17 protein-coding genes and 1 other RNA gene are annotated in these 26540 nt (G+C 34.3%); 5 read left to right on the top strand and 13 right to left on the bottom strand.

Features of this window, described 5'->3' with window-relative positions; all coding sequences use genetic code 11:
- Positions 1–507: 507 nt before the first annotated feature.
- The 5 genes from A9G07_RS07995 to A9G07_RS07975 all read right to left on the bottom strand — a co-directional run bounded on the left by A9G07_RS07995 (position 508) and on the right by A9G07_RS07975 (position 5925).
- Entirely contained in the window at positions 508–1371 is an 864-nt protein-coding gene (locus tag A9G07_RS07995) for an FRG domain-containing protein (protein ID WP_065734735.1), read from the bottom strand.
- 9 nt (positions 1372–1380) lie between these two features.
- Entirely contained in the window at positions 1381–2259 is an 879-nt protein-coding gene (locus tag A9G07_RS07990; RefSeq protein WP_081303388.1) for a helix-turn-helix transcriptional regulator, read from the bottom strand.
- 90 nt (positions 2260–2349) lie between these two features.
- Positions 2350–2714: a transfer-messenger RNA gene (gene ssrA, locus A9G07_RS07985) on the bottom strand.
- A 274-nt stretch (positions 2715–2988) separates the two neighbouring features.
- Positions 2989–4377 (bottom strand): MFS transporter, encoded by a 1389-nt coding sequence (locus tag A9G07_RS07980; protein WP_081303387.1) that lies wholly within the window; start codon positions 4375–4377, stop codon positions 2989–2991.
- Positions 4378–4521: 144 nt separating this feature from the next.
- Positions 4522–5925, bottom strand: a complete 1404-nt coding sequence (locus tag A9G07_RS07975) for a glycosyl hydrolase family 32 (protein WP_065734733.1) — start codon at positions 5923–5925, stop codon at positions 4522–4524.
- 278 nt (positions 5926–6203) lie between these two features.
- Here A9G07_RS07975 and A9G07_RS07970 point away from each other — a divergent pair, with 278 nt between their 5' ends.
- Positions 6204–7190 (top strand): LacI family DNA-binding transcriptional regulator, encoded by a 987-nt coding sequence (locus tag A9G07_RS07970; RefSeq protein WP_065734732.1) that lies wholly within the window; start codon positions 6204–6206, stop codon positions 7188–7190.
- Between the two features lie 445 nt (positions 7191–7635).
- Complete coding sequence (locus A9G07_RS07965) at positions 7636–8532, top strand: DMT family transporter (protein ID WP_065734731.1); 897 nt, start codon at positions 7636–7638, stop codon at positions 8530–8532.
- A 54-nt stretch (positions 8533–8586) separates the two neighbouring features.
- Here the strand turns inward: A9G07_RS07965 and A9G07_RS07960 are convergent, their stop codons facing one another.
- Entirely contained in the window at positions 8587–9867 is a 1281-nt protein-coding gene (locus A9G07_RS07960) for a virulence factor family protein (protein ID WP_065734730.1), read from the bottom strand.
- A 1-nt stretch (position 9868) separates the two neighbouring features.
- Positions 9869–12466: a bifunctional lysylphosphatidylglycerol flippase/synthetase MprF gene (gene mprF / locus A9G07_RS07955; protein WP_065734729.1), complete on the bottom strand. Its 2598-nt coding sequence runs from the start codon at positions 12464–12466 to the stop codon at positions 9869–9871.
- A 337-nt stretch (positions 12467–12803) separates the two neighbouring features.
- Between mprF and A9G07_RS07950 the strand changes: the two genes are divergently transcribed.
- Complete coding sequence (locus tag A9G07_RS07950; RefSeq protein ID WP_065734728.1) at positions 12804–13460, top strand: HD domain-containing protein; 657 nt, start codon at positions 12804–12806, stop codon at positions 13458–13460.
- Between the two features lie 23 nt (positions 13461–13483).
- On the opposite strand, the gene A9G07_RS07945 is transcribed toward A9G07_RS07950, so the two are convergent.
- The 5 genes from A9G07_RS07945 to A9G07_RS07925 form a co-directional block, all read right to left on the bottom strand.
- The gene (locus A9G07_RS07945) at positions 13484–14407 is read right to left on the bottom strand and encodes an AEC family transporter (RefSeq protein ID WP_065734727.1); all 924 of its coding nucleotides are present in this window, start codon (positions 14405–14407) and stop codon (positions 13484–13486) included.
- Positions 14408–14426: 19 nt separating this feature from the next.
- Entirely contained in the window at positions 14427–17111 is a 2685-nt protein-coding gene (glnD, locus tag A9G07_RS07940) for a bifunctional uridylyltransferase/uridylyl-removing protein GlnD (RefSeq protein WP_081303385.1), read from the bottom strand.
- A gap of 736 nt (positions 17112–17847) precedes the next feature.
- Positions 17848–18978 carry a class Ia ribonucleoside-diphosphate reductase subunit beta gene (gene nrdB / locus A9G07_RS07935; protein ID WP_065734744.1) on the bottom strand — a complete coding sequence of 377 codons (1131 nt, stop codon included), beginning with the start codon at positions 18976–18978 and terminating at the stop codon, positions 17848–17850.
- Between the two features lie 117 nt (positions 18979–19095).
- Positions 19096–21381 carry a class 1a ribonucleoside-diphosphate reductase subunit alpha gene (gene nrdA, locus A9G07_RS07930; protein WP_065734726.1) on the bottom strand — a complete coding sequence of 762 codons (2286 nt, stop codon included), beginning with the start codon at positions 21379–21381 and terminating at the stop codon, positions 19096–19098.
- A 624-nt stretch (positions 21382–22005) separates the two neighbouring features.
- Complete coding sequence (locus A9G07_RS07925) at positions 22006–23340, bottom strand: replication-associated recombination protein A (RefSeq protein ID WP_065734725.1); 1335 nt, start codon at positions 23338–23340, stop codon at positions 22006–22008.
- 168 nt (positions 23341–23508) lie between these two features.
- Here A9G07_RS07925 and lolA point away from each other — a divergent pair, with 168 nt between their 5' ends.
- Positions 23509–24102 carry an outer membrane lipoprotein chaperone LolA gene (lolA, locus tag A9G07_RS07920; protein ID WP_065563669.1) on the top strand — a complete coding sequence of 198 codons (594 nt, stop codon included), beginning with the start codon at positions 23509–23511 and terminating at the stop codon, positions 24100–24102.
- A gap of 85 nt (positions 24103–24187) precedes the next feature.
- On the opposite strand, the gene exuR is transcribed toward lolA, so the two are convergent.
- A complete protein-coding gene (gene exuR / locus A9G07_RS07915; RefSeq protein WP_065734724.1) occupies positions 24188–24961 on the bottom strand; it encodes a transcriptional regulator ExuR in 774 nt (257 codons plus the stop codon).
- A gap of 243 nt (positions 24962–25204) precedes the next feature.
- On the opposite strand from exuR, the gene A9G07_RS07910 reads away from it, so the two are divergent.
- Positions 25205–26470 (top strand): MFS transporter, encoded by a 1266-nt coding sequence (locus A9G07_RS07910; RefSeq protein WP_065734723.1) that lies wholly within the window; start codon positions 25205–25207, stop codon positions 26468–26470.
- The last annotated feature ends 70 nt before the right edge of the window (positions 26471–26540 follow it).

Raw genomic sequence — 26540 nt, 5'->3', positions numbered from 1 at the left:
TACCTCGACTATAAATATTATAGTCATAAAAGTTATCATGAATTTTTCATAATTGGCCTTTCCCTTTGTTAGTGGCGGTTATGTCGATAATGAATGATAAAATGACTGTATTGCTTTTCTTGCTATTCTGCTTAGGTTTGTGGATAGATGCCTTTTACTAATCTAATTTAGAATCTACCGTTAATATATTCAACATTTTTGCTCGTTCAGACTGTACAATGAATATCAATTGATCTGTATAAAAATACAATTAAAAATAAAATATATAGTTTCAATTTGATAATCTTATCACAATTAATTAATAGGTTTTCTCTCTGCCATATTAATAAAATTTCCAATTTGATTAATATTTATTCTAAGTTGATTCATTTCTCCCATTTTAATTTATCAAAACATGATATTTCTAGTTTTTAAGTTCAAGAGTAGCGTTCATTTATTGATAGATTAGTTAATGTAAAAAGAAGAGATTATGATACATTAACTTAATGTGATGAAATGATATATTATTCAGATTATTGACCTATTTTTATAAGATATGTATCTCGCAGAGCTCTCTATATCAGGAAAAACCGTACTTTCATTAATATTGATTAAATCTAATTCTTGTAAAATTTTTTTCCGATTATGAATTTTTATTCTTTGAATTTCTATATGTTCATTACCGTTTTCATTTAAAGTAGCATTTAAGCCAAATAAAAGAAAAACGCCTGATTGAGAAGATATTCTAATATTATTTTTTATCCCTTTAATACATATAATATTTTCTAAATCATATTTATCAATTCTGGGTTCAAAAAATGGTTTTTCTTCTCTAATAAAATGTAATAGTTTCTTTATACTTGGTTGCTGATTAAAACGTTCTTTTTCTCTATTAAAATTAATTGCTTTTTTTTCATCGTGGGATAGTCTTGCTAAATTTGCAATACAACTTGCTGTATCAGAGTCATAATATTTAATGTATTTGTGATTTATAAAGAAAAGAATTACTTCGCCAACTCTTTCGTCAATTTCAATACTAGATTTACAAGCGAAATAGAGAGCTATTAATGGATTTGATGTTAGATCCAGTAGTCTGGTGGGCATAGAGTAATGTTGCATTCTAACTAATTTATCTAATGTATATTTATCATTGATGAACTCTTTATATTCAGACATATAAAGTTCTCGATATAATATGTGCTCTTGGCTACAATATTCGGGATGACTTTGATTATTTTTTCTAAATAATGATGGCTCTAAAAAATAATTTTCATTTGAATGACCTCGATAGAATATCTTTTGGTGATTCTTATTTTCAATATTCAATATTTGAGCAATAAATTTAACCAAACTATCTATATGAATATTTTCTATATTTTTTCTTTTATCCATTTTATTTTCTTAGTTATTTTCGAATATTTCTTTACGACCAATTTTATATAAGTACAGAGGAACATCAATTAAACCAACACTATTCAAGGGAATAAAATGTATTTCACCATTATAATCAGAAAATTGAATAAATCTATTGAGTTCAAATTCAATTGTACCAACATTATCAAATAATTCCGAAGCATCTACTATGTCAATAGTTTCAACAGTATTATCATGATAATAAATATATACCTGATTTAAAATCTCAAATACATTATTCTCAGTAATTCTTTTTTCTCCAGTTAATTTTGCTACGATATTTTGTAGCTTTTCTGAAGTATTCTGACAAAAATGTTCATAGTCAAAAAAGTATTCATCTATCAAGTTATAAAATTCTTCAGAGCCTAGTCCCTGATATCCATCCCACGGAATTTCCCAATCTTTTGGCATGTCAGAAGAATCGTCGAGGAGTGAAATTTTTTTTACTATGTTTTTATTGATGAACAGTAATCGATTATTTAATGTGTCAAAAGATAAAATATTATTTTCTTTACTTGGTTCATCATTACTTAAGATTGATTCAACTCTATCAAATGTAGAATTAGTTATAGGATACCATTTAATTATATTAGAATTATATAAAAGAATACCTATATGTCCCCAAAAATAATCAATAGTTGCGTTGATGTTCCAAGGCATATAATTTGTTGTTGTTATTGTTTCATTACTTAAAATGTCGAGAACGCTTGTACCAAAAATAACAGCAAGATCTCGTAATATTTTTAATTCAGGCTGAGCTTTATTCAATTCCCAGTTTTGGATATCTTTGGTTTTTACGCCCAACATATTAGCCAAATCTTTTTGTGTATAATTACTTTGTTTTCTTAATATTTTAAGTTTTTCCATAAAAATAATATTATTATTTAAATATATATAATTATGGGTATAAATTACACAAAATACAAGTCATTAGGTATAGGCGGGAATTATAATTGGTGGTGGAGCTGGCGGGAGTTGAACCCGCGTCCGAAATCTCTACATCCTTGGTACTACATGCGTAGTTTGTCTTTAAATTTCGCCTACCTGCTGCGGACAAACACGCTACCGATAGACTAGCTTGATTAAGTTTAATGCTTCCGCCCCAAGCAAGGCTTCCACACGATCTCGTTTGGGTTTGACTCCTCTTTATCCCCGTCCTACGAGCGGAGGCTAGGGAGAGAAGGCTCTATGCAGGTTATTAAGCTGCTAGTGCGTAGTTTTCGTCGTTTGCGACTATTTTTTTGCGGTTTATTTACGAGGCCTACCGCACCTCGGCATGCACCTTGGGTTTCGCAAATCCCGTCGAATCCAGAATCAGCCCCAATTGTGGTATAAGTCATATTAGGGCATTATAGGTGAATTCAAGTAGTAATACAAGTTAACCTATTTCTGGATTTATCTATCTTTCCATTGGCCTTGCAGGTTTTAAAATAGCGATATTAATAGTATGCTTTTTTTGTTTTCTCTGAATTGAATAGTTAATATCAAATAGTGAAAAATGAATATTATTTTGATTTAGGATTGTTTTTACATATTTAGCCAATCGATGAAGTAGAGGGAATAATAACAGATTTATCAATCCCTCCGTTTAGCTGGTTAATAGACATTATGTGTTCTTTGAGCTAGTTCTTTGATGATATCAGGATAAATTTTTTCTAAGGTATAAAACCGTAATAATATAATGGTGATTGCGCTTAATACTAAGGGTGCATAAATAAATAATACTTGTAAAGTAGTTAATACACTTTCAGGTTGATTAGCAATATCTGTCGCAATATATCCTGCCATTCCTAATATCCAACCAATTCCTCCGGAAGCAATACCACTGCCTAATATCGCGCTAAAGCTCCCTCCACTATAGACTAGTCCATCATTTCTAATGCCAAATTTCCATTCGCCATAATCGATGGTATTGGCTAGCATAGAATATGCATTTCCCATAATAGGTGCAAAACCTGCTCCTCGTAAGATAGTTCCAATTATTGCAATATAGGTATCATGAGGTGCAATTGCCATGATAATACTACCTAATATAATGGTTGCCATACCAACAATTATAAATGTTAAACGGCTCATTATTTTTAAAATATAAGCTGAGCACATTAATACTACAACTAACGGTAGTGCAAAAGCCATATTGATTAAACCGATAAGTTGGCTATCGGCCAAAAGATATTTTGCGTAGTAAACACCCACACCATTGATTAGTCCTAAAATACTAAAACTTACTAACATGGTGAAGAACATTGTGACCCAATACTTATTTGCTAAAAGAGTTTTTAATGAAACACCAAGTGATGGCGCATTGTATTTAAATTGGTTAATTGGTTTAATCCGCTCTTTAGTATTAAAAAAAGTATAGAAAAAGGTAAAAATTAAAATTGCGGCATAAATTATCATAGTAAACTGCCAACCGCGTTCACCTCCACCAAAAAATTCGACTAAAGGTAGTGTAATATACGGAATGATTAGCATACTTGCAAAATAGCAAAGCATACGATAAGTATTTAATCGACTGCGTTGGTAAGAGTTTTGGGTCATTAATGCTGCTAGCGTGCCATAAGGGATATTGCTTGAAGTGTAAATAATCCAATGTATATTGAGCGTGATGGCAGCGAAAATTAATAATGCAAATTCACTCCAATTTTCTGGTGCACTAAATACCATTATCAAAGATAAACCAAATGGAATTGTCGACCATAAAATCCATGCTCTAGCTTTGCCATGTTTGCTTTTTGTTCTATCAACAATAAAACCCATAACGACATTAATCACAGCATCAAAAACACGTGAAAATAGTAGTACAGCTCCTAGTAAAGTAGCTGAAACTCCCACAATATCGGTATAATAGTAAAGCGCAAAGGTTCCAACGGTAACACCCGAAAAGCCTGTTGCAAAATCACCTAGTCCATAAGCGAGTTTTTCTTTAAATGAGATGTCATGGTCAGCCATATGACCATTGTTATCAATTACTGTTGTATTCATTATGATATCTCCAATGAATTTTCCATATTTAAATTACTGAAGATAATCGCCTATCTAAATTAAGGCTTTGATCATAAATAGTTGATGAAAGCCTTGATCATGATGATCATCTAACCTGATAGTTAAGTGACCTGATAGGCACGATTACCATTTTTCTGGAAAACATCCTTCATTTGAAAAAGAATTATTTTTACAGCTTAAAGTTCCATCACTGACGGCGATTGCCAAGCTATTTCCTAATTGATCATAACCACGAACATTTAGCGCAGTACCATCTATGTATAAAGTAAATAGCGTATCATCAGCGATGATCTGTAACTCATATTCACGATCCGCTTCAAGATGAATAGGGCGCTCTAAACCTTTATTCATCACGCGATACCAAGGATAACAAGGGGTTTTATCGAAAGTTAATCGGTTATCAACAAGCGAAAAAATAAAATCATATGATTCGCCAGTATGTTTATCTTTCATCAAACGGATGGAAAAATCTCGAGTACCTTTACTGAATTTAACTGTCGTTGAAAAACGGAATGTTTTGCCTGTATTTTCAATTAATAATTGTTCTTGACGTGCGTAAGGAGAATTAATTGAAAAATCATCAATTTTTTTTGGATGAATAAAAGCATTCCATAAACTATCCACTACTTTTACACCAAGTGTATGATCAGCTTTTTGATAAACTTCATGAGGTACAAACGTTCCTGCCCATTGGAAATTTTTTAAATCATCATTATCTTCTTTTGTTGGCACCCAACCAAAAAGAATACGGCGTTTACCGTCAAAAGCGGTTCTTGCTGCATAGTAAGCTCGCCCATCAAAAGCATCGTCGTCAGGGGTGATCCATGGACCTTCTAAAGATTGGCTCATGACGTAGCGAGTTTTACTTTGATCGCTATATTCGGTATAAATCAAATACCACCAATTTCCAATTTTGAATAAGTCAGGCATTTCAATCATGGTATATTTACCCGCTACCCAAAAATCACCTTGGAATTGCCAATTTTTTAAATCTTTTGATGTAAAAGCAACAACTCGACCAGATTGTTCTGTTTTCGGTCCTTTTAATCTTGCGCCTAGAATCAATAAATATTCTTGCTTTTCATCATTCCAAATTACCCAGGGATCTCGCCAATCACTAATGTCATAACCAGGTTGTGGTGTTAGTGTTATAAGTTGCGAGGATTTATGCCATGTTTTAAAATCGTCGCTCCAAGCATGTAATAATACTTGTGATGTTTTTCCCTCTTTCTCCCAACTACGGTTGTAACCTGTATAAAAAGCATGTCCTTTACCTTCTGCTTCGAAGACACATCCAGCATAGATAAACTGATCGACATCTTGTTCACCACCTTTTTTAATAGAATCTCCCAAATTTTGGTAATTAACAAAATCAGTCGTAGTGGCAAGTGACCATCCAAACGGTTCACCAAAAGGGCAAGGGTTGCGATTGTCGCGTTGATCATAAAGATAAAAAACCCCGTCTTTTCCAAATGGCATAATATCGCCAACCCAGTAGCCTTTTGGTTGATAATGTAATTTTTGCATTTTTTACTCCTTTTATTTATATGTGAATAAATGACATTTCTTTGTCATTCACTTTTGAATAATTTATTTCATTTCATGTCAACCGCGTTCATATGTCAACCGCGTCCACAATTAGAATGCAAAATTTGTGAGGGATATCACTTATTCCGAAGTGATTTTGTGATGAATGTCACTAAAAAATTTGATCTTAAAATTACAAATCAACTGAATGATTTACGTCATTATAAAAAGCATTATAATTATCTCGTTATAATATTAATGATAGTTAAAGGATGATTATGAAATTAAGCAGAGATGATGTTGCTAAACTAGCGGGTGTTTCCGCTACTACTGTTTCACGGGTATTAAATAATCGTGGATATATTAGTGCAACAACTCGTCAACGTGTGCAAGAAGCAATGGAAACGTTGGGATACTATCCTAATGAATTAGCACGTTCATTATCAAATAATAAAAGTAATTTAATAGGCTTGATTTTTCCAAGTTTAACTAATCCATTCCAAATGGAATTAATCAGTTATTTAGAAAGAATATTATCTCGCCAAGGTTATAAAATATTAATTTGCAACAGTCATCATAATCAAGAAGAGGAAAAAAATTTTTTATCGATGCTAAGGCGTCATCAGGTTGAAGGAGTCATAGTTAACTCTATGAATGAAAATTTAGCTGATTACCTAATACCCGATCTGAATATCGTCTCGATAGATCGAAAAATAAATGAAAAAATACCTGTTATTTCATGTGACAACTATGCAGGAGGACTTCTAGCTAGCCAACATTTAATAAAAAATGGTTGTAAGAAAATTCTTTATATTGGTTCGATTACAAATGATAAACAAGTTGATATGGATGCTAATAAACGGTATCAAGCTTACAAAGATAGCATTCAAGTTGCAGGTCTTAAGTCAATAACACTTGATATGGATTTTTCAATTAGTTATGAAGAAAAATATCAGTTAATTAAAAAACGGTTACAGTCCCAAACTATTGATGGAGTATTAGCTGATGATTCATCAGCGATTGCAACAATTAATGCTGCGCGAGATTGTGGATTATCTTTACCTTCGCAATTACAAGTAGTTGGATTTGATGGTGCTGAATTAACTCTACAACATATGCCGTTTTTAACTACAATCCGTCAACCAATTCTACAAATTGCCCAAAATGCAGTATCGATACTGTTAGCAATGATTAATGGTGAACCCTATCAAAGCATAACTAATTTACCAATTAGCTTGTATCAAGGTTATGATAATTCATTTTAAGTGATTTTATATATAAAAAAATTCAACAAATAAATATTTATAAATCAATCGCATACAATAATTTATATAAAAACTTTAAATTTTTTTGAAATTATTTGGAACTTTTTATGATTTAGTCTGTCTATATATTCAGATTACGTTAATTCATTTTTTGCCTTCCACTCAATTTTTGAGTGGATTTTTTTTATCTACTGCTTTTACTAATTCAATTGCACGCTTTTCTAATATTCAAATAATCTACCTAAATAATTGATGTATGGAAACATATTGAAAAAAGATTAGCAGCAAGTTAATCTAGCCGATCTTAAATTTCTATTAAAATAGTGATATTTTTATCATGACCAAGCCTTTTTCCTATATTTTTATTTTTTGTATGTCCAATCTGACAACCAAATGATAGGGAAATGATTAACATATAAATAGTAGATGGAGAGTAAGAACTTAAATGCTATTTTCATTGAGGACAAGAGGGCATCTGATTGCTTTGATGACAGTGTTTCTTTGGGGAACCACTTTTATTGCCACCAAAGTATTGTTAATCGATTTTAAACCTATTGAAATCTTATTTTACCGGTTTGGGTTGGGTTATTTAACGCTTTGGATTTTAGCGCCACGGATCTTTGCTTGGCAAGGTTTAAAGCAAGAGTTAATGTTTTTGTGTGCCGGGTTTTGTGGTGTAACCTGTTATTTTTTATGTGAGAATATTGCCTTAACTTATACCACTGCCTCAAACGTAGGGGTGATTACCACATTAGCACCCGTGTTTACCGCACTTTTATCAATCTTCTTTTTAAAAACTGAACGGCCAGCTAAGCGATTTTATATCGGGTGTTTGTTTGCAATCTTCGGCGTTGGATTAATAAGTTTGAATGGTAAATTTGTACTGTCACTTAATCCATTGGGTGATCTGCTTGCGGTAGGTGCCTGCTTGTTTTGGGCATGTTATTCAATTTTGACTAAAAAATGCAGTCATTATGGATACAATACGATTTTATTAACACGACGCTTCTTTTTTTATGGTTTAGTGATGATGTTACCAGCGTTGTATCTGTTTGATTTCAAATGGGGACTGGAGCGCTTCACGCACACGGCTAATCTTTTTAATATTCTATTCTTAGGCGTAGGGGCTTCGGCTATCTGTTTTGCTTCCTGGAATTATGCGGTGAAATTAGTTGGTGCAGTAAAAATTAGTATCTATCTGTATTTAGTTCCAATTTTAACCATTATTGCTGCAGTCGTTATTTTAAATGAGCCTTTTACTTGGATCGCGGCTATCGGTACGTTATCAACCCTCATTGGGGTATTGTTATCAGAAGGAAAAATCAGAATCAGCAAGCATTGATCTTATAAATCAGGTGAATCACTAAAAGGGGCTATTGCCCCTTTTTTGCTTATTTTAAGGTGTTATGCGTTTATCGATCGCTTCCATAATGATTTGACCGAGATGCGTATAGTTTTCATCAAAATGGTGACCACCAGGTAATTTATAAGCCTCTCCTTTCATCTCTGGTTGTAGACAACCGGTATCTTCTTTTTCTTCTTCGCCATAGATGCAAAATAATTTATTTGCTGGAATCTGATTTACTTCCGGCGCGGTTTTCATTTCATCGCCAGATTGACCAAGCCAGCCACTGACTTCTATTTCGAAATTAGCGTCTTTTGAAAAGGCAATCATAATTAAAGCTTGTATACTTTCTTGATCGTCTTTGGATAATCGATTGTATAGTGCAGGTAAGATATCACCACCAAATGAATAGCCAGCTAAAATAAATTTATTAACGCCCCATTTATCCCGATATTCTTGCATTAAATGAGTAAGATCTTTAGCACTACGTTCAACGGAACGATGTTGCCAAAATAGTTTTAGTGCATCAACACCAACGACAGAATAACCATGAGAAGCCATATACTCTGCCGAAACCTTGTCTAAATCTCGCCAACCGCCATCACCTGAATAATAAAAAGTAACACTATTGGGATGCGATTGTTTACCTTTAGCGGGTAATTCTATTACTGGTAATGGTTCATGCTCACCAAATAAAATAGATGGTAAATGTAAACTTAACAGTTCAATTGGTGATGCTTGATATTCGCCAATTTTGGTGGTTACTTTAATCTGCTTTTGTTGTCGAGGAAAAATGGCAACTTGTTCATCTGGTGGATTATTCCAAATTACTTGCCATTCTCCATGGTTAGCCTGAGCGGGTAAAGGTGCATCACAATCTTTATGATCTAATGTAAATTCAATCGATAAAGCTTTGGCATCATCATTTTGTTGGGTTAACCACCGATAAGCAAAGGCTGCACCTTCTTGCATACCAGCAACAACAAACTTATCTTCATTTAAGACTTTTTGTGCTTGCTCAAAACGAGTTTGCTGCTTTGCACAACTTCCTTGCGGTTCTAATTCAAACTGTACTAATTTAGCACCTGTTGATTCAGATAAACTTAATAATTGATCAGCCGTAAAATGATTATCTTTAGTGGCAACAATTATAGCAGCAGCCTCAGCTGATTGTTTTGGGGTAGCCGATAAGATAGAAAAGTTTTGATTAATGGCTATGGTATTTACAGAAGCGGTTCGTTGGTTTTTATAAAAATACCAACCTACGACTATGCAAACTGCAATGAATACTAAAATCATAAAGAATAAAATATAACGTATGATATTTTTCATCTTATTTGTTCTTATTGTGAGTTAAATTCGTTTTACCGCCAGAAATTAACATAGTGGTGTCAATCAAGGCGACCAAAGGATCAAGTCCATTGGGAACCGCCATATAACGTGGTTCCCAATGAGTAGCAAATTTTTCTTTAAAGCGACGTAATCCTTGGAAGTTATAAAAACGCCCACCACGTCGAAAAACTAACGCCCCTAAGCGTTGGATCATTGGCGCACCACGTCGCCTTTGCATACCCGCAAGCGGGACCATCCCTAAACTAAAGTACTGATAGCCTTTTTCCTGATAATGTAGAATCAATCCTACCATCAAAAATTCCATAGTGGATTTAGGAATATCTTGTAAAACTCGCATTAAATCAATGGTTGCACTGTAGTTTTGATTGGTTTCAAGTAAATTCACAAAAGCAATAATTTTGCCTTGGTATTCAATAACTGCAATGGTGAAATTATCTAAATAAGATTTGGAAAAAGCGCCTAACGAAAATTTCTTTTCTTTTGAGTGTTTATTTTTTAACCATGCATCCGAGACTATTTTTAGCTCATCAAGCGGTGCAGTACCTGGTGGATAAAATTTTAAACTAAGTCCATCACGTTGCCCGCGATTCCAAGTATATCGAAGATCTTTATAACCTTTTGATGTTAAATCAAATTCATTTAAATTAACTAACGCTTCTTCACCAAGTTTGACCACTCTAAGCCCTATATCCATATAGAATGGTAAATTGTTTGCTCTAACTTGGTAAAAAACTGTGCGTAAATGGTGTTGATCACAAAGATCCCTAAATTCCCATATTAAATCTGCGCGCGCACTATCATTACCAATCGGATCATAAAGCGCAACCATACTTCTTCCTCGCCTTGCATACATGATAAAAGCGGTTTTTGATTGATTGAAAAGTAATGATTTATCACCACTCATCACTAATCCGCCTTCAGGTTGCTTCGAGTTGAGGATGATTTGATGAGCTTCGCTCAATTCTTCTTTAGTGGGAATGGTTAAGATGGGTAATGCCGGTTTGAAAGACCAAAATAACATCACACCACTTAATAATATAAAACTCCCTAATGCTGCACGCAAGGCTCGAGGAACACGGCTATCTAATTCAAATTGCCACCATAAATTGTGACTATAAGGAATATCTTGATAAATAAATAAAATTAGCCAAACAAATAGGATAAGTAAGCCAAAAGTGATCACAAAGGATTTTAACGAAAAAGGCAAAATACTTAGTCGGCTTTTACGATAAAAGGCGTGTCTAAAATAGAACAATGATATTGCTATCGATAATAAAGTAAAGGCTTCAATCCAATGTAAACCTCTTAATAATGAGCAGATACTACCTAATATCAACAAGATAACGGACAATCCCCAAGCAGAATAAAGTCGGCGACGTAATCCCATCGCTAGTAATAAACATAAAACACCAATTAAGCTGGCAGTTAAATGGGCAAAATTGACGATTTTGTTAGGAATGAAGGTGCTATGATGATTGAATCCAGGGATGACACTTGAAAACATCATCACCACTCCAGCAAAGAATACCGAGGCGGCCATAATTGTTGCAGCAATGCCAGTATCGGTTTCTTTTACTTGTGGAGCAGAAAGAAAGTTTTTACCTTCATTAATTAACAGCAAAATTCCTGCGGGAATGAGTGGTAATATAATATAAATTAATCGATAAATGACTAAAGCAATAGTTAATGATGCCGCACCAATTTGAGATGAAAAAGCGGCTAATATAATTGCTTCAAATATACCAACCCCTCCCGGAACATGACTAAGCACCCCTGCTACTAAAGCGAGAATATAAATCATGATAAAAACAATAAAATTTGGCTTATTCGGTAATAAGAAATAGAGGATCGCACCAGCTAAAATAGCATCTAGTAAGGTAATTAAAAATTGACTACTAGCTAAACGCCAGTTAGGTAAACGGATTTTCCAATGAAAAAATTGGTATAAACGCGTATCTTTATTTGGTTTTTCAGACAATCGATGAGCATATAAAAATAATAATACACCGGCATAAATGATAAATACTGCACTACATATTAACTCGATACTGATTGCTGAAGTATGTAGTGCTATCGTGGTCTTTTCAATATGAATTAGTGCCGCGATTGATGCTAATAACGGTAAGGTAAAGCCTAATGAAAGAGTAACAAAAATTGACATCCTTGCTACATCTATAGTGGTTAATCCATATTTGAAATAGAGCCGACAACGAATGGCGCCACCTGATAATGCTGATAATCCGACAGCATTACCAATCGCCGAAGCACAAATACCGCCGACCGCAATTGTTGATAATTTTAGTTCAACACCTGCATAACGTGCAGCTGACCATTCATAGCAGATAAGCATAATATAACTAGCTATTGCTGATAAAAACGAAAGTAAAATTGCATGGTAAGGGAGTTGATGTAGAGCTGACCTTAAATCATTAATATTGATGGTTTTTAATAAATGCCAACACACTACCAGTGCAATACAAAAAATAGATAGTCCAAATAGTAGAGCGATGAATTGACGATATCGAGTGAAGCATTCTATAAGTTGCCATGGCAAAACTTTACGTGTTGATATTTTCACTTAATCAACTCCAGTTAGTTGCACTGATTATGAATTTTGATTAGCGCATTCTACCTCTCGGAATTAGTGAAAACAATCGAAAGAAATTAAAAAAAATATAAAAAAAACATTAAATACTAGGCATTTTTTAGTAAATGAGGCCAAACAGTCATTAATTATGATACCAATTTAGGATTAATGATTTTTTTTAATTGATTTTATTCATTTTTTATAATTAATTTCTTTGTCATAATTATTAATTAAAAGGATAAATAGCGGTTGAGTTTTAACTGCGGTAATATAAACAATATTCAGGTTTTAATAAAATCTTACACTAAATTTTAATAAGCATAATAAAATGACTATATCACCCCAAACCACTCTTAATAACGTTAAAATGTATGTAAAGCAAAAGCTCTCCCATGATTTTTCTGGTCATGATATGGCGCATATTGAGCGAGTGGTTAAATTAGCCCAAAAAATTCTTAACCACCAGCCACAAGCAAATGCTTTTATTGTGTTGATGAGTGCTTATTTACATGATGTTATTGATGAAAAAGTTACGGAAGATGTTGATAGTGCCATAATTGAATTAAAAGAGTATTTGCGCAGTTTGAAATTAACATCAGCCGAAATTAATGCTATTTTCGATATTATTGAAAATATGTCCTATCGAAAAAATCTTTCACAAAAAGCCACATTATCGCTTGAAGGGCAAATTGTTCAAGACGCGGATCGCCTTGATGCAATAGGGGCTATTGGCATTGGGCGCACTTTTTATTATGGTGGTAATAAACACAATATCATGCATGATCCCAATGTCCCACCTCGAATTAAACTTGATGAAAACAATTATAAACAGACCAATACAGTAATTAATCACTTCTATGAAAAATTATTTTTACTTAAAGATATGATGAATACTGACACCGCTAAACAAATGGCCGAAAAGCGCCATGAAATATTGGTTAAATTTGTCAATCAATTTGAACAAGAATGGCTTGGCATTGATTGATTTTATCCATCTATTATTTTTATTTAGATAGGTATTGGCGCACCAATTAGTGAAAGAACAATAGGTAATGTAATTAAACTTAACAAAGTACTCACCAAGGTTGCACTAGATACCAGTTCAGGATGAGTATCAAATTGAACTGACATTAAGGTCGTATTGGCTGCACTTGGCATTGCGGCTAAAACGATAAGAATTTGTTTATACATGGGTGACAGTGGCATAAAATAAACCATCGCAAAAGCCACTATTGGTGATATAACCATTCTTGCAGTTAAAGCAAATGAGAGCTTTGGGTAATCAAGTTGGGTAATTTTTATTTTAGCCAGCTGCATTCCGAGAATAATCATAATGATGACAATAGATGAGTCACCGATCATTCCAATTGAAGTCATAATAGATTTTGAAAGTGGAATGTGGCAAAGCTGGAAAATAATTCCGGCAAAAGCACCATAGGCAACTGGCATTCTAATCACTTTTTTTATTACATCTTTTTGACTCACAATATCACTATGTGCACTGCCTTTAGCCGCATAATAAATACCAACGGTGCTCATAACAAATTGTTGTAACACCATCATAATGACACCCAAATCGAATCCAAGCGATCCAAAAAACACCAGTAATACTGGGGTGCCATAATTACCATTGTTCATAAAGCATGAACTTAAAATCAACGCACAACGCTCTTTTACCGAATAGCGCATAGCAATTGACCACATGCTGACAATAAATACCAAAGAAAAGCAGAGTCCAAAAATATAGGCGATATAGATTAAATAGTCACTGGTTAAGGTATGCGTGTAAAACGTTTTAAAAGCCAAAAAAGGTGAAAGCACATACAGCGACATTTTGGAAAGATTGGCGACATCAAACTTCAGAACTTTTTGGGCAATAAATCCTACAATAAAAATAGAAAAAATAGGAAATAAAATAATAAAAAATTGCATTGTGTTAACTTTTCGATAATTAGTTTATTGAATCTATAGCCAATACTATCGATTCGCGTAGTTTTTGACAGGTGTTATCATCAAGGGCTTTATTGTGTTTATCTGTTAGAATAAACAGATCTTCAATATGCTCACCAATTGTCGCTATTTTAGCACTACTCAACGATAAGTCTAACTTTGCAAAGACTTCACCAACACAAGCAAGTAATCCCGGTTTATCAAGTGCGATTAATTCCATATAAGTATCGTTAATTGAAGAGACAAAGTTAACTTGAGTCGGAACAGAAAATGATCGTAATCTTTGTTTAGTCGGCTTAATCGTCACACCTTTATAAACTGATTGATGAAGAACTTTATTTAAAGTTTGAATGATATCCTGGTGACGATTTTCAGGCACCACTTGCCCATTAGGTTCAAGTACAATAAAAGTATCAAGCGCAAATCCATTTTTATTGGTAATAATTAAAGCATCATGAATACTTAAATTTAGCATACTTAAAGCATTACATGCCGCTGCAAATAGGAAAGGTCTATCTGATGAGTAGATAATTATTTCCGTACCACCGTGATAAGGATTTGGATTAATTGAAACGAGTGTTTGATTCAATTCATGGTTCAATAGAAGCTGTACATGCCAAGCAATCTGTTCAGCGGTATATCGCAAAAAGTAGTCAACACGATAGCTTTGCCAAAAATGTTTAATGGATTGTTCATCGTAATTTTGTGCAAGCAATTGAGCTAGTGCTTGCTGTTTATGTTGACGTGCAATACTACGTTGTTCTGGTATTTGATGAATGCCAGAATCAAGCGAGCGCTTCGCTGTTAGATAAAGCTCACGCATTAAGCTCTGTTTCCAGCTATTCCACAAGGTTTCATTGGTTGCACAAACATCGGCAACCGTTAAACAAAGCAAATATTGTAATCGTCGTTTGCTTTTAACCAGTTGAACAAATTCACGAATAACTTCCGGATCTTGCAGATCACGGTTTTGGGCTGTTACTGACATCAATAAATGATAACGAACTAACCAGACAATCAAATCAGTATCTTTCGCATCTAATTCATGTAATTGACAGAAAGATTCCACTAATTTTGCGCCAATTTCCGAATGATCGCCATGCCGTCCTTTGCCAATATCATGAAATAATCCGGTAATAATAAGCAATTCAGGTTTTGATAATTTAGCCAATGCCATTGAACTATTTGGATGTTTTTGTTTGCCATCTTCTGAACGTAAAAGATCCAGTTCTAACAATAAACGGATAGTATGTTCATCTACGGTATAAGCATGAAATAAATCAAACTGCATCATTCCTGAAATCTGTTGCCAACCGGGAATATAAACCGCCAGAATACCATATTGATGCATGGGTAAAATGGCTTTTTTGATTGCATCAGGATGTTTGATGATCTTCATAAACAACGTTCTCGCCTCTGGCTTTTCACATAATAAATACGTGAGTTTTCGCCTTGCAGAACGGAGTTGTCTAATGGTATTAGAGTAAAGTCCGGTAATTTGAGGATTAAGTAAAAGCGTATAGAACAGCTTAAGAATCGTTACCGGATCATCAGTAAAAACACTATTATGTTTAACATCAATAAGGTTATCTCTACTTTGGAAATGCTCATCGATATCATAAGTTTTATATTGTGAGTAACTTTTCAATATTGATTCATCAAATAACTGTAAAAGCATTTGATTGAGTTCAGTAATATTATGTGCTACCCGATAATAATCATGCATCATGTTTTCAACCGGAGCATTTCCTTCTCCACTATAACCTAACATTTTAGCGATGCTTAACTGGCGATCGAATAGTAGGCGGTTGTCATAGCGGTTAATAACACAATGCAGGGCAAAACGCATCCGCCATAAAAATTTGCGACAGGCTTTGAATTCTTCGACTTCCTCGGGTGTGAGATAATCAAAATGTCCAATTTTTTGCAAAAACTCTCCCCCAAAATGGCGAATAGCTAACCATTGGATAATTTGCATATCACGCAAGCCACCAGGACTATTTTTCAAATCCGGTTCTAAATTATAGGTAGTGCTATGATATTGCTGATGTCTTTCTTGTTGTTCCTTGATTTTTGCGCGATAAAACGCTGGCGAAGGCCAAATTTTATCGCTAAAAATTTGTGTTTGGAGCTCCTTAAGTAATGACTCACTTCCTGCAATCAATCTTGATTCAATTAAGTTTGTCATAATTGTGATATCATTTTTAGCTTCTTGCAGGCAGGTCTTTAATGTTCTGACGCTGTGACCAATATCAAGATGAAGATCCCAAAGTAAACGAACTAGATCACCTATCTGTTTTTCAAGCTCTTTGGTGAGTGAGTTATCACTTAGTATCAAAATATCGATATCAGACAAAGGATGCAGTTCACAACGGCCATAACCACCAACAGCAATAAGTGCAATCCGATTTTTTTTAAATAGCGATGAAATTTGTTCTGGAATTTGATAGTAATGCCATAAACGTTCAAGTATCTGATCGATAAATTGACTACGCAGGTGTACTAAATCATCAATATCCGCATTGTTTTCGAATTGAGTAATTGACCATTGTTGAAACGCATTGAGTTGCTGTTTTATATAAGGAACTGTGATTTGGTTATCACTAAAATTAAGCGGAGAGACAGAATAAAACAAATGCGCATTAGTCATAGTCATCATATCAAATTGAGATAATTCAATTGTCATATCGTCTCCCGATTTTAAAAGAGTGTCAAGTTAGAATACCTTTACTTTTAATTAAAGAGCATTTGCACCTTTTAAAATTGATTTTTGATTTTTTTGTTAAAATAATTGAGGAGTGTATACCGTTTGATAATATTTATTAAAGATACATTCACCTAATTCAAATGCTTTTTTACTCAGAATAAGTATTAATAACCTCATGAATTTTTCATTTCATACTTTATGAATAAGGTAAGTTAATACTTTGTGTAAAAATAATTGAGGAGTGTATACCGTTTTATAATATTTATTGAGGATTCATTCACCTAATACAAATCCTTTGTTACTTAGAATAAGTATTAATAAATCATGACTTGGTTCATTTCATACTTTATGAATAAAGTAAGTTAATACTTTGTGTAAAAATAATTGAGGAGTGTATACCGTTTGATAATATTTATTGAGGATACATTCACCTAATACAAATCCTTTGTTACTTAGAATAAGTATTAATAAATCATGACTTAGTTCATTTCATACTTAATGAATAAGGTAATTTGATACTTTGTGTAAAAATAATTGAGGAGTCTATACCATTTGCTGATATTTTATTTAATCTTAAGAATAGTGTAGAAAAATTAGGAAGAACTAAATTACTTAAATTTATCAAAATGATAAATGTTTAGTTTGGCACTAATTGCGAATAATTAAACATAGCTTGCACAGTTTTATTTTTTCAATCCATGCAAGCTACTATCAATTATAATTTGAAATCACTTAAATCATCTTCGCTGATTTCTGAGTCAATCTGACCAACAAGATATGAGCTCATTTCTGCTTCTTGTGGTGCGACTTGTACGTTATCGGAAACAAGCCAATTGTTGATCCAAGGGATTGGGTTGGATTTTACTTCAAATGGTAATTTAAGCCCAACAGCTTGCATACGAATATTGGTGATGTATTCAACATATTGGCAAAGGATATCTTTATTTAATCCAATCATTGAACCACCTTCAAATAGGTATTCTGCCCACTCTTTTTCTTGATTGGCTGCTTGTAAGAACAGGTCATAACAATCTTGTTCGCACTCTTTGGCGATCTCGGCCATTTCAGGATCGTCTTCACCACTTCTTAGGGTGTTGATCATAAATTGAGTACCAGTTAGATGAAGCGCTTCATCACGAGCTATCAATTTGATTATTTTAGCATTACCTTCCATTAATTCTCGTTCTGCAAAGGCAAATGAGCAAGCAAAACTTACATAAAAACGAATAGCTTCAAGGGCATTAACGCTCATTAAGCAGAGATAAAGTCGTCTTTTCAGTTCACGCAAGTCGATAGTGACGGTTCGATTATTGATAGTGTGTTTACCTTCACCCAATAAGTTGTAATAACTTGCGTAGCTAATTAGGTCATCGTAGTAACCCGCAATATCACCAGCTCTTTTTTGGATTTCTTTATTGGTAACAATATCATCAAACACTACAGAAGGATCATTGACGATGTTGCGGATGATATGCGTATAAGAACGAGAATGGATAGTTTCTGAGAACGACCAAGTCTCTACCCATGTTTCTAGTTCAGGGATAGATATTAGGGGAAGTAAGGCAACATTGGGGCTTCGTCCTTGTATTGAATCAAGCAATGTTTGATATTTTAAATTGCTAATAAAGATATGTTTTTCATGTTCAGGTAAAGCTGCATAGTCGATACGATCTTGTGAAACGTCGACTTCTTCTGGGCGCCAAAAGAAAGAAAGTTGTTTTTCTATTAATTTTTCGAACATTTCATATTTTTGCTGATCATAACGAGCAACATTCACCGGTTGACCAAGAAACATTGGTTCTTTAAGTTGATCATTATGGACGTGTGAGAAGGTGCTGTAATTCATACTCATAGTCGAACTCCTAATTTTGTTTACTTTTTCACTAAATATTCGGAAAAAGTAGGAATAGTAAGGATAACTTATCGCTATCCTTCACTTTTGTTATAGTGCTAAACAGGGCCATTAAATTTTACATGCTCCGCCTTCACAACCATCATCACTTGATGTGAGTTCAATATCACCTTGAATATCTTCAGCACCATCACGTGTATTATGATAATAAAGGGTTTTTACACCGTATTTATAAGCTGTTAGTAAATCAGCTAAAAGTTGTTTCATTGGTACTTTGTCATTCAGAAATTTGGTTGGATCGTAATTAGTATTTGCCGAAATTGATTGGTCAATGAACTTCTGCATAATGCCTACTAAATGCAGATAACCTGTATTATTTGGAATTTGCCAAAGTAATTCATATAAATCTTTTAATTTATTATATTCAGGCACAACTTGTTTTAAGATGCCATCTTTCGATGCTTTAATGCTGATATAACCACGTGGAGGTTCAATACCGTTAGTGGCATTGGAGATTTGGGATGATGTTTCAGAAGGCATTAATGCTGATAAAGTTGAATTACGTAAACCATGAGTTTTTATTGATTCACGTAAAGACTCCCAATCATAATGTAGTGGCTCTTTAGTGATTGTATCGAGATCTTGTTTATAGGTATCTATAGGTAAGATCCCTTGTGAATAAGTCGTCTCATTGAATAGTGGGCAGGCGCCTTTTTCTTTGGCTAAGTTATTCGATGCTTTTAATAGATAATATTGCATCGCTTCAAAAGTACGATGCGTTAAATTATTAGCACTGCCGTCAGAATATTTAACGCCATGTTTCGCTAAATAATAAGCATAATTAATCACACCAATACCAAGCGTACGGCGATTAAGCGATGCGTTTTTAGCCGCAGGAACAGGATAATCTTGATAATCAAGTAATGCATCGAGAGCACGAACTGTTAATTCGGCAAGTTCTTCAAAGTCGTCAAGCGATTCGATTTTACCTAAATTGAAGGCAGATAGGGTGCAAAGTGCGATTTCCCCTTTATCGTCATTAACATTATTAAGTGGTTTGGTTGGTAACGCAATTTCCATACATAAATTAGATTGATGTACCGGCGCAAGTTGTGCATTAAACGGACTATGCGTGTTACAGTGATCAACATTTTGTATATAAATTCGACCAGTCGATGCGCGTTCTTGCATTAATAATGAGAAGAGTTCTACCGCTTTTACTACGCGTTTTCTGATATTAACATCTTGTTCATATTGATGATAAAGTGCTTCAAATTTGTCTTGATCGGCGAAAAACGCATCATAAAGCCCTGGTACATCTGATGGGCTAAATAGTGTAATGTTTTCATTTTTAATGAGGCGTTGATACATTAATTTATTGATTTGTACACCATAATCCAGATGTCGAACGCGATTTTCTTCAACACCTCGGTTGTTACGTAATACTAATAAACTTTCAACCTCTAAATGCCAAATTGGATAAAATACGGTAGCCGCACCACCACGAACACCACCTTGTGAACAAGATTTAACCGCGGTTTGGAAATACTTATAAAATGGGATACAACCAGTATGGAATGCTTCTCCACCACGAATAGAGCTACCTAATGCCCGAATTCGACCCGCGTTAATACCGATACCAGCTCGTTGAGAAACATATTTTACGATAGCACTTGCGGTAGCATTGATGGAATCTAAACTGTCATCACATTCAATTAGTACACAAGAACTAAATTGACGAGTCGGGGTACGAACACCTGCCATGATTGGCGTGGGTAGTGAGATTTTAAATGTCGAAACGGCATCATAGAATCGTTTGATATAATCTAGTCGACTATTTTTAGGGTAATTCGCAAATAAACATGCTGCCACTAAGATATATAGGAATTGGGCGCTTTCATAAATTTCCCCAGTGACTCGATTTTGAACTAAATATTTACCTTCAAGTTGTTTAACCGCTGCATAAGAGAAGTTCATGTCACGCCAGTGATCGATAATTTTATCCATTTGTTCAAACTCTTCTTGGCTATAATCTTCAAGAAGATGCTTGTCATAACGTTCGCTGGCAACAAGTTTTTTTACATGTTCATAAAGCGGTGGGGGGGTAAATTGGTTATAGGCTTTTTTACGTAAATGGAATATCGCTAATCGAGCAGCTAAGTATTGGTAATCTGGTGCATCTTGAGAGATGAGATCTGCTGCTGCACGAATGATTGTTTCATGAATGTCGGAAGTGCGAATACCATCATAAAACTGAATATGCGAACGTAATTCAACTTGAGAAACCGAAACATTTTCTAATCCTTCAGCGGCCCATGTAATGACTTTATGGATTTTGTCTAGGTTTATAGGTTCTTTTTTTCCATCACGTTTTGTGACTAGTATTGATTTATTCATTTTCCATCCATTTTTGTGGTTTTTAATGGTGATTATAATAATTGATATTTATCAAAATATACAATATATAGTGCCTATTAATCATTTTATTACTATATATAGTGTATTTAATAAGCGGTGATCTTTAATTTATTGACGAAAATCAATGACTACGGGTGATATTTAGAAATATGAACTTTTTTTGTCAAAAAAGGCAATGATAGGTAGTTACTTACTAAATGAGATATTGGGGAATGATAAGATCTACCTATCTATAATTACAACTCGAAATACATATCATAAATATGAATCTATTTCGTTTATTGAGCTATATATATTTAGCAATATATTATTCATTTTTATCTTGAGATTTGCTTTTATAATGCTATTTAGCTTTATAAGGATATAAAGCATAATAGCTGTTTAAGGCTATCTCCCAAATATAATTTTAATTAAATATGCTCAAGAACTAGGATAAGCCTTTGCTAAGGATCTCTCATTTACCTATCAGTGAATCAATTTTTTAGGTATATACAACTTTACCAAAAACTTTGTTTAAACATGCATGATTTAGTTTGATCAATTTGATATCAGTCAACATGTTTGCTCAAGCAAGAACTTTTGGTAACTATTAATATATTCAATCTAATTCTTTTTGTAGCGCTGATTTGTGCTAGCTTTATTTTGTGCTTCCAACCAAGCCAGTTTCTCCGAGTAATTTTTCTCAGCACCTCGTTGTGTTGGGTGGTAATATTTGCTGTCGGCCATTTCTGGTGGGAAGTAGTTTTCACCAGCTGCATAGGCATTAGGTTCATCATGTGCATAACGATATTGTGCACCATAACCTAAATTTTTCATTAAACTGGTTGGCGCATTGCGTAGGTGTTCTGGAACATCATAGTCAGGTTTGGATGTTGCATCTTTCATCGCTTGGTTAAATGCAAGATAAACCGCATTACTTTTAGGTGCACATGCTAGGTAAACAATTGCTTGTGCGATAGCTCGTTCGCCTTCTGTTGGCCCAACTCGAGTAAAACAGTCCCATGCTGCTAAAGCGACTTGCATTGCTCTTGGGTCGGCATTACCGATATCTTCTGATGCAATAGCCAATAATCGACGAGCGACATATAGCGGATCTCCACCGGCGGAAATGATTCTTGCATACCAATAAAGTGCTGCATCAGGTGCAGATCCTCTAATTGATTTATGAACCGCCGAGATTAGGTCATAATAACGGTCACCTTGATTATCAAATCTTGCACTACGTTCGCCGATGACTTCTTTTAGTAATTCAGGCGTTAATGGTTTTCCATCAGACATATCAACCAGCAATTCAAGCGTGTTGAGTGCGCGTCTTGCATCACCACCAACAAATTCGGCAATCTGTTTTCTGGTTTCCTCAAGTAGCGTAATTTTTTGGTTGCCATAACCACGTTCCGGATCATCCATCGCTTGTTGTAAAATTTGCTCAATATCTTCATTAGTTAATGATTTAAGCAGATAGACTCTGGCACGGGATAGTAGTGCTGAATTTAACTCAAAAGAGGGGTTTTCAGTGGTAGCGCCAATAAAGGTTACAGTACCATTTTCGACATAAGGTAAAAAAGCATCTTGTTGGCTTTTATTAAAACGATGAACTTCATCAACAAATAAAATGGTTCTTACTCCGGATTGTTGATTAATTTTGGCGCGTTCAATCGCTTCGCGAATATCTTTAATCCCTGAAGTTACTGCTGAAATTCGTTCTACTTTGGCATTAGCATGATGCGCAATAATTTCTGCTAAAGTGGTTTTGCCGGTTCCAGGTGGTCCCCAAAGGATCATAGAATGTAAATGACCTGCTTCAATTGCTTTAGGCAGGGGTTTATCTTTACCAAGTAGTTGGCTTTGACCTATATATTCAGATAAATTACGTGGACGCATCCTTGCCGCTAAAGGTTTAAATTCATCTGACCCAAATTCAAAAGAGAGACTAGGCATGCTACACCATCCAAATTTACAAAATACAGTTATTATATACTGCTTAACTGATAAGTGAAAAAGAAAAGAAAATATCTTTCACAGCTAACAGAAAAACGGTAATATTTTGAACTAAATTAAAATGATTGTTTAATTTATTGTATTAAACAAAATGCATAAGGATTGGTAATGAAGAAGTTTTTAATTTTAATTGGGTTAATGACAAGCTGTGCAGCATGGGCTGGTGATAAAGAGGTGTTGCAAGAGCGATTAGCTAAAATTGATGGGTTTTATGCTCGATTTTCACAAGATGTGAAAACAGCCGATAAACAACCAGTTCAACAAGGTAAAGGTGATTTGTGGGTAACAAGGCCTTATTACTTTAATTGGACAATGACTGAGCCAGACGAGACGTCAATCATTTCAGATGGGCGTAACATGTGGGTCTATACTCCTGCCGTTGAACAAGTTAGTGTAATGAGCTTAAAAAAATCGGTGGATAATCGTTTAATGCTTTTGATTACGGATAGTCATAATCCTATTTGGAATGCATATACTGTTACACGTAAACAAGACTCTTTTACATTGAAACCAACTGATGGTTCTAACCAAGATTTTGTTATTTCTGTTTTGCCTACTGGGATGATTTCAAATTTTACGATTATCGAGGAAGATGGTCAGCGTAGTTTTTATGATTTATCTCGTCAAACCCTAGGTAAGGTAGCACTTGATAAGTTTAAGTTTACTCCACCAGCTGGAGTAACGGTTGATGATCAGCGTTAATAGTTTAAACAATAGTTAATTATTTAACTTTTGCGAATTAATACACTTTGCGCAATGGCGCAAAGTGTATTGCCTTTAATAGAATCTACTCATTTTCATTAATACTAATAACGGGGTTATCTGAAAATAGATAGTGATCTCGTTTTGTTTCAAAATCTTCGCTAGCAGCATCAAATAACATTTTTTTTGTGTTCTCTAGATGTTGCCACATGGCTAACTTAGCCGCTTTCGGATCACGATTAATTAGCGCATCTAATATTTTGTCATGTTCATCCCACCAGCTTTCAATGTCTTGTTGTTGTACATGTTCATGAAGTTTTTTCCATAATGGGTTTAATGTTCTTTGCTGCCAAGCTTCTTGAACGATAGTAATTAAAGCGGTATTCCGTGTGATCATGGCAATCTGTGTATGGAATTTTAGATCCCAATCAGAATCACGATAATGATCTTCTTTTTTAGCATTATGTTGAATTTCTAATAATTTGACGATGTCGTCTTTAGTAATTTGTGTTGCTGCAAATTCGGCAATGTTACTTTCAATAAGTTGGCGGGCTTGCAATAATTCAAATGGCCCTGTCGTGGAAAAATTTAATCCTTTCTGTGAGGTTAGAATATTGGTCTGTAAACTATTAGCTATAACATGAATTCCAGAGCCTTTTCTTGCATCAACATAACCTTCAACTTCAAGCATAATAATAGCTTCACGGACAACTGAACGACTTACTTTTAGTTCTTCACATATCAATCTTTCAGATGGTAATTTGCTTCCTACTGGATAAATGCCGTCAATAATTCGGTTTTTAAGTTCAGTTGCGATAACTTGATAAAGTCTTTGATACTCGTGCTGTTCTTGGGTCATGATGAATTTTGCATAAATCCTTTAAGTTTTTTTAGACTTTTAAAATAACATCTAATTGCTTCAAATTAAATAATGTTGTTCCAATTTTTTTAATTAAATTTTTTAGTTACAAACTTTTTAGTTTAAAAAATATCCCTTTAATTATTAGGGATATAGTTCATTTTTGTGATGTATGTCAACTTTTTTAGTTGTCAGGCATGTTATTATGCGCCAAAATATCTATATATTTAGGAGCAATTAAAGATGTACAAAACGATAAAAAACCTACGATGGTATATGATAGCATTAGTCACTGTAGGCACAATTCTTGGTTATCTTACGCGAAATTCGATAGCGGTAGCCGCCCCAGTTCTTAATGAAGTAATGGGATTAACAACGCAGCAATATTCATATGTGGTAGCTTCTTATTCAGCTTGTTATACCATTATGCAACCAGTTGCCGGATATATTTTGGACTTGTTAGGCACGAGAGCGGGATATGCGGTTTTTGCTATTTTGTGGTCAGTATTTTGTGTTAGTACCGCATTTTCAGGTAGTTGGATCGGACTGGCTTTTGCTCGAGGTGCTGTTGGTGCAACAGAAGCCGCAATGATTCCTGCGGGACTTAAAGCGACTAGTGAATGGTTTCCGGCAAAAGAAAGGTCGATCGCGGTAGGTTGGTTTAATTTAGGTTCATCAGTGGGCGCCATGATCGCACCACCATTAGTTGCATGGGCAATTTGGTTCCATAGCTGGCAATGGGCATTTATATTGTGTGGTTTATTAAGTTTTATTTGGGGAATTTTTTGGTTAATCCTTTATCGTCACCCTACAAAACAGAAACGTCTTTCTGAAGAAGAGAAAAAATATATTTTATCTGGTCAAGAAGCAAGTCATCAAACTTCAAATAATGAAAAATTACCAGCGAGTAAAATTTTAACCAGCCGCCGTTTTTGGGGAATTGCTTTACCAAGATTTTTAGCAGAGCCTGCATGGGGTACCTTTAATGCGTGGATTCCATTATTCATGTTCACAGCTTATGGCTTTGATTTAAAACAAATCGCTATTTTTGCTTGGATGCCAATGCTTTTTGCTGATGTTGGATGTGTTCTTGGTGGTTATATGTCACCATTTTTCCAAAAACATTTTAAAGTAAGCTTAATTAATTCAAGAAAAATGGTAGTGACGGTTGGTGGTGTGCTTATGATTGCACCTGGTCTGATAGGTCTATTTTCAAGTCCTTATGTTGCTATCTTTTTATTCTGTATTGGTGGTTTTGCTCACCAAGCATTATCAGGAGCATTAATTACTTTATCGTCTGATGTATTTGGCCGTAATGAAGTGGCAACAGCGAATGGATTTACCGGCATGGCTGCATGGCTAGCTAGTACTATTTTTGCACTTATTGTTGGTGCACTTGCTGATACTGTTGGCTTTAGTCCATTATTTGTAATTTTATCTTGTTTAGATCTTTTAGCTGCCTTAGCGGTTTGGACTATTTTGAAAGAACCATCATCAGATCAAAATTAATCAATAAATTAATAAGATTACAGGATGTATTTTCCTGTAATCTTTTAATAGTTAACTACTATTTATGGAG

This window comes from Gilliamella sp. wkB72, from assembly GCF_001693745.1.
Lineage (GTDB): Bacteria > Pseudomonadota > Gammaproteobacteria > Enterobacterales > Orbaceae > Gilliamella > Gilliamella apicola_E.
This window is presented reverse-complemented; position numbering and strand designations above follow the sequence as displayed.